The organism is Streptomyces spiramenti (assembly GCF_012034385.1).
Classification (GTDB): Bacteria; Actinomycetota; Actinomycetes; order Streptomycetales; family Streptomycetaceae; genus Streptomyces; species Streptomyces spiramenti.
Window position 1 is genome coordinate 1 of the sequence record NZ_JAAVJB010000155.1, and the last position, 12,516, is coordinate 12,516.

The following is a 12,516-nucleotide window of genomic DNA, read 5'->3' on the forward strand; positions in this document are numbered from 1 at the left end:
GCGGGGCTCCCCCGACTCGGCGGCGTCGAGGTACCAGCGGCCGGCCTCGGCCGCGCGCCCCTGCTCCTCCAGGAGGGCGCCGAGCCGCAGCGCGGCGCGGCGGTGGCCGCGGGCGGCGGCGAACCGGTACCAGGTCTCGGGCTCGTCGGCGCGGGAGGCGTAGCGGTAGGCGGCCTCGCGGTGGCCGCGTTCGGCGGCGGCCCGGTACCAGCCGGTGGCCTCGTCCTCGCCGCGGTGGTCGAGCAGGTCAGCGAGGGCGTAGGCGGCGGAGTCGTGGCCGGCGTCGGCGGCCTGGCGCAGCCAGTACTCGGCGGCGACCTCGTCGCCGCGGTCGCGCTGGACCCGGCCCAGGGCGTGGGCGGCCGGGGCGGAGCCGGCGACGGCGGCCGAACGCCACCAGGTGAGGGCTTCCTCGGTGCGTCCGGTCTGGTGGAGGAGGAGTCCGAGGTTGTTGGCGGCGGAGCGGTCGCCCTCCGCCGCACCGGCGCGCAGTGGCGCCTCGGCTCCTTCGAGATCGCCGCGTCGCAGCAGTCGTGCCCCCTCCCGCGCGGCCGAGGCAGCCCCGCTGTCGAACCTCGTCACGTCCCCCATAAGGTCCATCGTCGCACCACCTGAATGCCGCGTGCACGTTGGTTTGTGCGACGCGAGAAGTAACTTGTAGGTTTGTCGACTTCCCGATATTCAAACCGTCAAAACCCGGATGCCCGACAGAGTTGACCAACCTTGCTCGCAGTATCGCTTCCCGGTCTCACGCATCCCATGAGCCCCGGACGCGGCGAGGTTCCGAACTGTTGCCCAAAGGCTGACGCCGGGCGGTGTGTTCACCGCCCGGCGTCACCGGTACTCCGTCACCGCCTCACAGGGGGTGGGTGCCGTGGCCGTCGTGTCGGCCGGGCGCCCGTCCTGTGACGGTGTTGCTCTGGGTTGCGGGTCGGCTCAGCCGACCGGGTTGAGGACCACCTCGGCGGTGCCGGTCAGCGGCGGGAGGCCGTCCTCACCGGGGTCGGTGTAGGAGGCGACGAACACGCCGCGCAGGTTGTCCCGTTCGGGGTCGTGGCCACCGGCCAGCGAGGTGCGGATGGAGCCGGTGCAGCCCGCCGCGCTGGTCATGGGGTGGCCGTGGTCGTCGTGGCCCAGGATGTAGGTCACGGTGACGCGGTTGCAGTCGACCGGCTGGTCGTCGGTGACCTGCACCTCGAAGTTCACCAACTGGCCGAAGGAGAACTCGTCACCGGTCTGCGGGGTGACGAACTCGACCACGGGCGCCTCGTTGCCGACGACGATCCGGACCTCGGCGGAGGCCGTCTTGCCGCGGTGCTTGCCCCCGACGTCGGTGACGGTGAGGTTGGCGCGGTAGACGCCGTTCTCCTTGAAGGTGTGCGTCGGGTTCTGCTTGCGGGAGTCGATCTTCCCGTCCGACTCGAAGTCCCAGGCGTACGTGAGCTTGTCGCCGTCGGGGTCGGTGGTGCCCTCGCTGGAGAAGGCGACCGTCAGCGGCGCCTGGCCGTCGGTGACGTCGGCGCTGACCTGCGGCACCGGGGCGTGGTTGCCCTTCTTGCCGATGTAGTCGATGCGGGCGAGGCGGGCCTCCTCGTTCTCGGAGAAGTAGCCCTTGCCGTACTCGAGGATGTAGAGGGCGCCGTCGGGACCGAACTCCATGTCGATGACCGAGCTGAGGTCGATGCCGGGGACGATGTCCTCGATCGCGACCTCGCCGTTCTTCTGGACGTGGAAGCCCTTGATGTAGTCGCGGGTCCACTCGTAGAACAGCGGGGTGCCGTCGTACTGCTTCGGCCAGGCGACCGGGTGGCGGCCCTTGGTGGCCTTCTTGTCGTACTCGTACGCGGGGCCGGCCATCGGGCCGACGCCACCGGTGCCGAGGTCGGGGAAGTTCTCCGAGATCTCGTTGCCGTAGTAGACGTCCGGCTGCTCCACCGGCGGCAGTTCGGTCAGGCCGGTGTTGCGGGGGGAGTCGTTGACGGGCTTGGCGCAGTCGAACGCCTCGCCGGACTCGCCGGTGGCGAAGTCGTAGTCGATGTAGGGCTGGTCCGGGGTGATGCAGTAGGGCCAGCCGTGGTTGCCGGGCTTCTTGGCGGCGAACCACTTGCCCTGGCCGAAGGGACCGCGCGCGGGGTCGGAGTCCTTGGCGTCGGGCGAGTAGTCGGCGACGTACAGCTCACCGGTCTTCTGGTTGAGCTCGATGCGGAACGGGTTCCGCAGCCCCATCAGGTAGATCTCGGGACGGGTGTCGGGTGTCCCCGCCTTGAAGAGGTTGCCCTTGGGGATGGAGTAGGAGCCGTCCTTCTCCACCGTGATCCGCAGCACCTTGCCCCGCAGGTCGTTGGTGTTGGCCGAGGCGCGCTGCGCGTCGAACGCCGGGTTGGAGTCGGGGCGTTCGTCGATCGGGGTGTAGCCGTCGGACTCGAACGGGTTGGTGTCGTCGCCGGTCGACAGGTAGAGGTTGCCCTTGGCGTCGAAGACGATGTCGCCGCCGACGTGGCAGCAGATGCCCCGGTCCTGCTCGACGTCGATGATCTCCTGCTCGGTGCCCAGGTCGATCTTGCCGCCCTTGAGCTCGAAGCGGGAGAGGCGGTTGACGCCCTTGAACGGCTCGAAGTCCTCCGGGTCGCCGGTCCAGGGCGCCTCGCCCTCGTTGACGTCCGGGGTGGCGGGGTCGTCGACGGGGGTCTCCATCGGCGGGGCGTAGTAGAGGTAGACCCAGCGGTTCTTCTTGCCGTCGAACTTCGGGTCGACGGCGACCGACTGGAGCCCCTCCTCGTCGTTGGTGTAGACGTCGAGCTCGCCGGCGAGCGTGTTCAGCCCGCTCTTGGGGTCGTTCAGCCACACCTGTCCGTCGCGCGTGGTGTGCAGCACGCGCTTGTCGGGCAGGACGGCGAGGTCGATCGGCTCGCCCGGCATGTCGTTGAGGACGACCTTCTGGAACTCCGAGTCCGCGGGCGGCGGTTCGGGGTCCCCGTGGCCGGGGTGGGCGGTGGCCGGAAGGGCGAGCATGGAGGCGGCCAGGACGGTGACCGCGGCGACGAGGCCGGATCTGCGTATCACGGGCGTTCCCTCTCCTGGAGGTCGTGCAGGGTGGTTCGGTGGGCCGTTCCGCCGGATGCGGACGGCGAGGCGGGGGTTCGGCCGGAGGGGCCCGCGGGGACCCCTCCGGCCCCCCGGTGGGGGTCCTCGGTGCCGGTCAGCGGCACTTGGAGCTGCGGAGGTACCGGTAGCCGACCCGCGCCGTCTGCAGCGGGGTCACGTCGGGGCTGTCGTTCTCGACGATGTACTCCTTGACGGAGTGGGCCCGGAAGATCCGCGGGAAGTCGATGTGGCCGGTGCCGACGTCGGCGAAGCCGCCGGTCTCGGGGTTGCGGTCCTTCACGTGGTACTGGAGCGTCTTCTGCGGCGCGCGGCGGATGACCTCCAGCGCGAAGCCCTCGGGGTCCTTCACCCCGTCGCCGCTCTCGATGCCGCCGCGCACCGCCCAGTAGAGGTCGATCTCCAGGTGGACCAGGCGGCGGTCGAGACGCTCGGTCAGGATCGACCACGGGGTCCGGCCACGGCCGAGGTCGACCGTGAACTCGTGCGCGTGGTTGTGGTAGCCGTACTTGATCCCCGCCCGCTTGGCACGGGCGGCCTCCTCGTTCATCCGGTCCGCCCAGCGCTTCCAGTCGTCGGCGCTCTCGGAGGCGAGGTAGGGCACGTTGATGTAGGACTGGCCGAGCGCCTTGGCGTTGGCGATCTTGGTGTCCAGCGCGGTGTTGGTCTCGCTGACGCCCTCGTGGCTGGAGGTCGCCTTGATGCCGAGGCGGTCGTAGAAGCGGCGGAGCTCCTTGGCGGAGCGGCCGAAGAAGCCGCCGGCCTGCTCGACCCGCGGGTAGCCGGTCTTCGCGATCTCGCGGAGCGTGGCGTCGAAGCCGCGCTCGCCGTTGAGGTCGTCGCGGACCGTCCACAGCTGGATGGATATCTGGCCGGGCGGGACCAGCGGGCGGCCGGAGGGCTTCCGGCCCTGGGCAGGGGCGGCGACGGGCGCCGCGGCTGCGGGCGCCGCCGCTGCCAGGCCGGTGGCGGCGACCGCGCCGGCGGCGGCCGTGGCCAGCGTGCCGCGCAGCACGTTGCGGCGGGAGGACCCGCGCTGGGCGAGCGAGCGTTCCAGGGGACGCTCACCGTCGAATCCGTAACACATGGCGACTCCTTCTTCTCCCGACCGCTGCGGCTCGGCCGCGGCCGGGTGGGGGGCCGTCCCCGGGGCGGGGACACGAGGTTGACGCGTGTGACGTGGGAGAGGTGCGGCTGGTACTGGGTGATCCGTGTGGGGGGTGGAGCGGGTGCTCCCGTGGGGGTGTCAAGGGGCCTGCCCGAGCGGGCGGCGGGGCGCGGCCCTGGGCGGCGGTCCACCGGTGGGGGGGGAAGAGGAAGACCGCCGCCCGGCGCGCATGAGTGGTGCGGTTCGGGGGGCCACGTCCGGCGGCTGTCCTGCCGTGCGGTGCGGTGGCCACGGGTGCTGCGGAGTCGCGCCGGCCGGGTGCGGCCGGAGGGGCGGCGGGGTGTGCCGCGACGCGGTGTCGGGGTGCCGGGGCGGTCCGCTGCTCCGCCCCGGCACGTCGGGGGTGCCCTCAGCCGGCCTCGCCGTCGCGCGGGGAGCTGAACGCCGCGTCGAACGACGACTTGGATGGTTCGAAGAGCTGGCTGCGGACGTACGCCAGCGCCTCCGGCGCGCCGTGCAGCCGGTCCATTCCGGCGTCCTCCCACTCGATGGAGATCGGGCCGCGGTAGCCGATCGTCTCCAGCGCGCGGAAGGACCGCTCCCAGGGCACGTCGCCCCGGCCGGTGGAGACGAAGTCCCAGCCGCGGCGGGGGTTGCCCCACGCGAGGTGGGAACCCATGCGCCCGTTGCGCCCGTTGCCGGTCTGGCGGCGGGCGTCCTTGCAGTCCACGTGGTAGATCCGGTCGGCGAAGTCCAGCAGGAAGCCGACGGGGTCGATGTCCTGCCAGACCATGTGGCTGGGGTCCCAGTTGAGCCCGAACGCCTCGCGGTGGCCGATGGCCTCCAGCGTGCGGACCGTGGTCCAGTGGTCGTAGGCGATCTCCGAGGGGTGGACCTCGTGGGCGAACCGCACGCCCTCCTCGTCGAACACGTCGAGGATCGGGTTCCAGCGGTCGGCGAAGTCCTGGTAGCCGGCGTCGATGTACTCCTGGCCGACCGGCGGGAACATGGCGACGTACTGCCAGATCGAGGAGCCCGTGAAACCCACGACCGTGTCCACGCCCAGCCGCTTGGCGGCGCGCGCGGTGTACTGGAGCTCCTCGGCCGCGCGGCGGCGGACGCCCTCCCCGTCGCCGTCCCCCCACACCCGGTCGGACAGCATCGCGCGGTGCCGGTGGTCGATGGGGTTGTCGCAGACGGCCTGCCCGGTGAGGTGGTTGGAGATCGCCCACACCCCGAGGTTGTGCTGCTCCAGGATGTCGCGGCGGGACTTCAGGTAGGCGTCGTCCTCCGCGGCGCGGCGGACGTCGAGGTGGTCGCCCCAACAGGCGATCTCCAGCCCGTCGTAGCCCCACTCCGACGCCAGTCGGGCCACCTCGGTGAAGGGGAGGTCGGCCCACTGGCCGGTGAACAGGGTGATCGGTCGGCTCATCGCGCTGCCTCCGGCTCTCGGTTCTGGACGGACTCCCCGGCCGGGGCGACCGGGGTGGTGTCGACGGTGGTCCAGGCGCTGTCCGCCGCGGCACTGGCCTCCACGGCGGCGAGCACGCGCTGGACCGCGAGCCCGTCGGCGAAGGACGGCGCCGGGTCCTGGCCGGTGTCGATCGCGGTCAGCAGGTCGGCTGCCTGGTGGGAGAAGCCGTGCTCGTAGCCGAGCAGGTGCCCCGGCGGCCACCAGGCGGACACGTAGGGGTGCTCGGGTTCGGTCACCAGGACGCGCGTGAAGCCGCGGGTGCGGGAGGGCGTCGCGTCCTCGTAGAGGTGGAGGGCGTTCATGTCCTCCAGGTCGAAGGCGAGCGCCCCCTCGCTGCCGGAGATCTCGATCCGGAGCGCGTTCTTGCGGCCGGTGGCGAACCGGGTGGCGGTGAAGGTGGCGGGGGCGCCACCGGTGAGGCGGGCGAGGAAGACGGCGGAGTCGTCCACCGTCACCCGGCCCGTACCGGAGCCGTCCGCCAGTGGGCGCTCGGCGACGAAGGTGTCGGTGAGCCCGCTGACGCCGGTGACGGCCAGCCCGGTGATGAACTGGGTGAGGTCGACGGCGTGGGCACCGATGTCCCCGAGCGCCCCGGAGCCGGCTCGGTCCTTCTCCAGACGCCAGGACATCGGCGCCTCCGCGTCGCTGAGCCAGTCCTGGAGGTACTCGGCTCGGACCTGGCGGACCTGGCCGATGCGGCCCTCGGCAACCAGCTTCCGGGCGAGCGCCACCGCCGGCACCCGCCGGTAGGTGAAGCCGACCATGGAGCGGACGCCGGCCGCACGGGCGGTCTCGGCGGCCGTCGCCATGGCCTCGGCCTCGGCGACGGTGTTGGCCAGCGGCTTCTCGCACAGGACGTGCTTGCCGGCCTGCAGCGCCGCGACGGCGATCTCGGCATGGGTGTCGCCCGGGGTGCAGATGTCCACCAGCTCGACGTCGTCCCGTGCCACCAGCTCCCGCCAGTCGGTCTCGACCGCTCCCCAGTCGAACCGTCTGGCCAACTCCTGCGCCGCGGCCCGGTTCCGGCCGCCGAGGGCGACCAGCCGGGGCGTCAGCGCCGGGTCGAAGAAGCTCCTGGCATTGCGCCAGCCCTGGGAATGGGCCATGCCCATGAAGGCGTAGCCCACCATCCCGATACCGATGGACCGCCGCTCGGCGCCACTCATCCTGTCTCCCTCTTCCGCCGTGTGTGGCCCGTGGGGCCGCTGGTCGCTACCGCCGACCCGTTGGTCAGGACTCGAAGCCCAGGGGCATGTACTGCTCGACGTTGTCCGCGGTCACGACGGGCGCGTTGAGCACGATGCGCCGGGGCACCTCGACCTGGACCAGGTCGGAGAGGCCCTTGTCCTGCGCCAGCAGTCGTGCCAGGCGGATCCCGTCGGCGGCCTGGGTCGGCGGGTAGAGGACGGTCGCCTCCATCTCGCCCGCCTCGATCCACCGCATGGCGTTGGCGGATCCGGCGCCTCCGATGAAGAAGAACTCGTCCCGGTCGGCGTTCTCGAACGCCGCCTTGACGCCGACGCCCTGGTCGTCGTCGTGGTTCCAGATGATGTCGATCTCGTTCGCGGCCTGGAGCAGGTTGGAGGCGGCGGACTCGCCGGACTCCACGGTGAACTCGGCGGCGACCCGGCGGTCCACGTCCTGGCCGCACTCGGCGAGCGCGTCCTCGAAGCCCTGGGAGCGGTCCTGGGTCAGCGGCAGCGAGTCGATGCCGGCGATCTCGGCGATCACGGCGTCGCCGAGGTCGTTCTCCTCCACCAGCTGGCAGGCGTAGGTACCGGCGGAGACACCCATGCCGTAGTTGTCGCCGAGGATGGTGACGCGGGCGGCGAACTCGTTGGAGAACTCGCGGTCGACGTTGACCACCGGGATACCGGCCTGCATCGCCTCGGTAGCGGCCTCGGTCAGCGCGGCGCCGTCGGTGGGCAGCAGGACGATCGCGTCGACGCCCTTGCTGATGAAGGACTCGATGTGGGCGATCTGCGCCGAGGGGTCGTTGGTGCCCTCGGCGATGTCGAACTCGATGTCCTCGTACTTGTCGGCCTCCTCGCGGGCGGCGGAGTTGATCGCCGCCAGCCAGCCGTGGTCGGCCTCGGGGCCGGAGAAGCCGATGGTGACGGTCTCGCCCGGGTCGTCGTTCGCGCTGACGGCGGTGGTCCCGCCGTCGTCGCCACCACCGTTGCTCTCCTCCGCCGGGGTGTTGGAGGTGCAGCCGACGGCGAGCGCGGCCACTGCGGTCAGGGCGCCGATGCGGGTCAGCGTCCGGGTACGACGGGATCTGGCGGTAGCGGACATGACGGTCCTGCCTTTCGGGAACACGAGTGCGGCCTGGGTGCGCCGAGTCGTCGCAGCTGCGGCGCGGTCCCCGGGAGGGGCTTCCCGGGTGGGGCGGTGCCTGGTGCGGGCCCTGGCGGGGCCCGGGTGCCGTGCGGGGCGCGGCGGGGTGAGGCGCGCGGGGCGGAGCCGCCGGGAGGGGCGGCGTCCCGCGCGCCCGGTCAGCCGGGCGTGGATCGCGCCGCCACTCGCTGCTGGAGCAGCACGGCGATGACGATGATCGCGCCCTTGGCCACCGCCTGGGTGGAGGTGTCCAGGTTGTTCAGGGTGAAGACGTTGGTCAGCGTGGTGAAGATCAGCACCCCGAAGACGGTGCCGACGATGGTGCCGCGGCCACCGCTGAGCAGGGTGCCGCCGATGACGACCGCGGCGATGGCGTCCAGCTCGTAGAGGGTGCCGTGGGTGGAGGTACCGGCGGTGGTGCGGGCCATCAGCATGACCGCCGCGATCCCGCAGGCCACGCCCAGCAGCACGTACAGCGAGGTCTGGTGGCGCTTGACGTTGATCCCGGCGAGGCGGGCCGCCTCCGGATTGCCACCGACGGCCAGCGTGCGCCGTCCGTAGGCGGTGCGGTTCAGCAGGACCCACCCGGCGACGGCGACGAGCGCGAAGATGATCACCAGCCGCGGGATGCCGAGGAGCGAGCCCCGGAAGAAGTCCAGGAACGGCCCGACCGTGACGACCTGCGTCTTCTTGTCGGCGATCAGCTCGGCCAGACCACGCGCCGCGGCCAGCATCGCCAGGGTGACGATGAAGGCCGCCATACGCCCGTAGGCGATGAGCAACCCGTTGACCAGGCCGCATCCCGCTCCCACCGCCAGCGCGGTGGAGACCATGAGGATCCAGTGGACATCGCTTGCCATCGTCTGCGTCGCCAGCGTGGTCGCCCACACCGAGGCGAGCGCGACGATCGCGCCGACCGAGAGGTCGATGCCGCCGCCGGTGATGACGAAGGTCATCCCGACGGAGACCACGCCGATGACCGATGCCAGGCGCAGCACCGTCATCATGTTGTCCACGTTGGCGAACCGGTCGCCGGCCGTGATGAGACCGATCAGGCACAGCAGCAGCAGCGCGATGACCAGGCCCAGGTTGCGGCCGGCGGAGCCGGAGAGCAGGTCGGTCGCCCGGGTGCGGAAACCGCCGCCGGACGCCCCCTTCTTCTCCGGCACGTCCTCGCCGGGGCCCGGCTGACCGCCGGACTCCACGGCACTCGCTTGGAGGCTCACGCCACCTCACCTTCCATCACCATGTCGAGCACCTGGTGCTCATCGATCTCGTCGGCCGGGCAGTCGTGCACCAGGCTCCCGTCGGAAATCACCAGCACCCGGTCGGAGAGGCCGATGACCTCCTCGATCTCGCTGGACACCACGACGACGGCGATGCCGCTCGCGGCCAGCGACCGGACCAGGGCGTAGATCTCGGTGCGAGCACCGACGTCCACCCCTCGGCTGGGCTCGTCCAACAGCAGGACCTTGCACTCGCGCAGCAGCCACCGCGCGAGGACGACCTTCTGCTGGTTGCCGCCGGAGAGGGTCCCGGCGGCGCGTTCGACGTCATTGGGGCGGAGGTCCAGCGCACCGGTGTGCTCCGCGGCTGCGCGGCGCTCCTCGGCGTTGTGCATGAACCCGCGCCGGGAGAACCGCGGCAGGCTCGCCATCGTGACGTTGCGGTAGATCGGATCGCGCAGCACCAGGGCCTGGCTCTTGCGCTCCTCCGGGGCGAACCCGATCCCGGCGGCCATCGCCGACCCGACCCGGCCGGGCCGCAGCCGCTTGCCGGCGACCTTGACGCTGCCGGCGGTGGGCTTGCGCGCGCCGTAGATGGTCTCCAGGATCTCGGAGCGTCCGGAGCCGACCATGCCCGCCAGGCCGACGATCTCGCCGGGACGCACGGTGAAGTCCACACCCGTGAACTCGCCGGTCCGGCCCAGCCCCTCGACCTCCAGCACCGGGTCGCCCTCGGGGGCACCCGCGCCGCGGTCGGGGAAGACGTAGTCGATGGAGCGGCCCGTCATCAGCCGGATCACCTCCTTGGTGGGGGTGTCCTTGGCCTCCAGACCGGTGGCGACGGTGCGGCCGTCCTTGAGGACCGTGACGCGGTTGCCGATCTCTCGGATCTCCTCCAGGCGGTGCGAGATGTAGACGATCGCGACGCCCTGGGCGGAGAGGTCGCGGACGACCCTGAACAGTCGGCCGACCTCCTCCTGGTCCAGGACGGCGGAGGGCTCGTCCATCACGATCAGCTTGGCGTCGTGCGAGAGCGCCCGTGCCATGGAGACGATCTGCTTGCCGGCGGCGGACATCCGTCCGACCTCGGTGGTCGGTGAGACCTCGGGGTGGCCGAGACGGCCGAGGAGCTCCGCCGCGGCGGCGTTGGACTCCCTCGCGGCGTTGAACCCCCAGCGGTTGCGGCGCTCGTGCCCCAGGTGGATGTTCTCGGCGACGGTGAGGCCGTCGACGAGGTCCAGTTCCTGGTAGATGGTGGCGATGCCCAGCTTGATGGCTGCCTGCGGGTTCGGCAGCCGTACCTCCTCGCCCCGCCAGATGATGCGGCCGGCGTTCGGCTGGTGGGCACCGGCGAGGACCTTGATCAGGGTGGACTTGCCGGCCCCGTTCTGCCCGAGGAGGCAGTGGACCTCTCCGGCCCTGACGTCCAGGTCGATGCCGTCCAGCGCCTTGACGCCGGGGAAGTGCTTGACGATGTCGTGCATCTCCAGCAGTGGCTGACGGTCACTGGCGCCCGCGGACTCGTCCGGCGCCTGGTGTGCGGCTCCCATGGCGGATGAACGTAGAGGCACTTTTGCCGGTGGTCAATAGAAAGTTCAACGTTACCTGTCAGAAGGTATGCTCCGGCAGGAGGAAAGGGCACGGCGTTGTACCGTGAACGCCCCCACCTTCGTGACTGCGGCATCGGATGGAAAGGCACGTCATGACCGCCACCTCCGCCAGTGGACCGCTGCCGCTCACCGCGGTCAACGCCACGGTCGGAACAGCCGCACTGCTGGACCTCGTCCGGGACGGCCGCCCCCGCACACGGGCGGAGCTCTCCGCCGAGACCGGGCTCGCGCGCTCCACGATCGCCGAACGGGTCGACCTGCTCATGAACTCGGGGCTGCTGCGCCACGCGGAGAAGGGGCGCTCCACCGGAGGACGCCCACCGTCGCTGTTCGCCTTCAACCCCGAGGCGCGGGTCGTGCTGGTCGCCGACGTCGGCGCCACGCACATCAAGCTCGCCGTGACCGACCTCGCTGGTCAGGTGCTGATCGAGGACGACGAGGCGATCGACATCGACCGCGGACCGGAGGTCGTCCTGGGCCACCTCCAGGACCGCGGGCTGGAGCTGCTGGGCACCCTCGGACGGTCCGCCGGCGAGCTGCTCGGCATCGGCATCGGCCTCCCGGGGCCGGTCGAGTTCTCCTCCGGGCGCCCCACCAATCCACCGATCATGCCGGGGTGGGACGGCTTCGACGTCCCCGGGTTCGTCCGCTCCCGCATCGATGCGGTAACACTTGTCGACAACGACGTCAACATCATGGCGCTCGGCGAACACCGGACCAACTGGCCGGACGAGTCGCAGTTCATTCTCGTCAAGGTGGCCACCGGTATCGGCAGCGGGCTCGTCATCGACGGACGGCTCCACCGGGGCGCCCAGGGCGTCGCCGGCGACATGGGCCACGTCCGGCTCCCCCACGACGCGGACGTCGCGGACGTCATGTGCCGCTGCGGCAACGTCGGGTGCCTGGAGTCGGTGGCGAGCGGCGCCGCCGTCGCCTCCCGTCTGACCGATCAGGGGATCTCCGCGCGCGGCAGCGCCGAGGTGGTGGCGCTCGCCCGCAGCGGTTCGGTTCCCACGCTGCGCCTCGTGCGCCAGGCCGGCCGTGACATCGGGGAGGTGCTGGCCACCGCGGTCAGCCTGATCAACCCCTCGGTCGTCGTGATCGGCGGCGCCCTCGCACAGGCGGGCGAGCACCTGATCGCCGGGGTCCGCGAGGTCGTCTACCAGCGGTCCCTCCCCCTGGCCACCGAGCACCTGCGGATCGTGCAGGCAGGGCCGGACGGCCACGCCGGCATCCAGGGCGCCGCCTTCATGGTGATCGAGCACGCGCTGGCCCCGAGCCAGCTGGACGCCCTCCTCACCGCCTGACCGCAGCGCTGCCCCCGTCGCCCCAGCCCGGGGCGGGGCGGGGCGGGGCGACGCCCACAGGGGGGCGTCGCGGACACAACCGACGCTCCCGCACGGCGCCGCGGGGCCGGGCCGCACGGCTGCGCGCCTCTGCTCGCTGGCCGAAGCCGGGCGCCGGAGGCCGGGCGGACGGGACGGCTCGGCCGTGGTCCTGGTTCACCGACGGCGGCGTCGGCCGAGCGCTCGCAGGAGCCGGCCACGTCCTGGGGGCATCCCGCGGGGGGTGACTGGGCCGGCTTCGGTGAGGCACAGGACCGGATCAAGGAACTGAGCCGCCAGCTCGACGAGGCGCTGCGTCCGGAGGGGTCCGACG

8 protein-coding genes and 1 pseudogene are annotated in these 12,516 nt (G+C 71.7%); 1 reads left to right on the forward strand and 8 read right to left on the reverse strand.

What is annotated here, in order from left to right:
* The 8 genes and pseudogenes from HCJ92_RS17060 to HCJ92_RS17095 all read right to left on the reverse strand — a co-directional run.
* Positions 1–591 (reverse strand): annotated as a pseudogene (locus HCJ92_RS17060) (sel1 repeat family protein); the annotation flags it as partial.
* A 345-nt stretch (positions 592–936) separates the two neighbouring features.
* Entirely contained in the window at positions 937–3,063 is a 2,127-nt protein-coding gene (locus tag HCJ92_RS17065) for a PQQ-dependent sugar dehydrogenase (protein WP_338054224.1), read from the reverse strand.
* Between the two features lie 136 nt (positions 3,064–3,199).
* A complete protein-coding gene (locus tag HCJ92_RS17070; protein WP_167934472.1) occupies positions 3,200–4,189 on the reverse strand; it encodes a sugar phosphate isomerase/epimerase family protein in 990 nt (329 codons plus the stop codon).
* Between the two features lie 430 nt (positions 4,190–4,619).
* Positions 4,620–5,642, reverse strand: coding sequence for a sugar phosphate isomerase/epimerase family protein (locus HCJ92_RS17075; protein WP_167934473.1), 1,023 nt, complete (start codon positions 5,640–5,642; stop codon positions 4,620–4,622).
* Positions 5,639–6,850 (reverse strand): Gfo/Idh/MocA family protein, encoded by a 1,212-nt coding sequence (locus HCJ92_RS17080; RefSeq protein ID WP_167934474.1) that lies wholly within the window; start codon positions 6,848–6,850, stop codon positions 5,639–5,641. The genes HCJ92_RS17075 and HCJ92_RS17080 overlap by 4 nt, the downstream gene beginning before the upstream one ends.
* Positions 6,851–6,914: 64 nt before the next feature.
* Positions 6,915–7,979: a substrate-binding domain-containing protein gene (locus tag HCJ92_RS17085; RefSeq protein ID WP_167934475.1), complete on the reverse strand. Its 1,065-nt coding sequence runs from the start codon at positions 7,977–7,979 to the stop codon at positions 6,915–6,917.
* Positions 7,980–8,179: 200 nt separating this feature from the next.
* Positions 8,180–9,247 (reverse strand): ABC transporter permease, encoded by a 1,068-nt coding sequence (locus HCJ92_RS17090; protein ID WP_338054225.1) that lies wholly within the window; start codon positions 9,245–9,247, stop codon positions 8,180–8,182.
* On the reverse strand, positions 9,244–10,797 hold the full coding sequence (locus HCJ92_RS17095) for a sugar ABC transporter ATP-binding protein (protein WP_420824733.1): 1,554 nt from the start codon (positions 10,795–10,797) through the stop codon (positions 9,244–9,246). The genes HCJ92_RS17090 and HCJ92_RS17095 overlap by 4 nt, the downstream gene beginning before the upstream one ends.
* A gap of 152 nt (positions 10,798–10,949) precedes the next feature.
* On the opposite strand from HCJ92_RS17095, the gene HCJ92_RS17100 reads away from it, so the two are divergent.
* Entirely contained in the window at positions 10,950–12,164 is a 1,215-nt protein-coding gene (locus HCJ92_RS17100; RefSeq protein ID WP_167934476.1) for an ROK family transcriptional regulator, read from the forward strand.
* Positions 12,165–12,516: the final 352 nt, after the last annotated feature.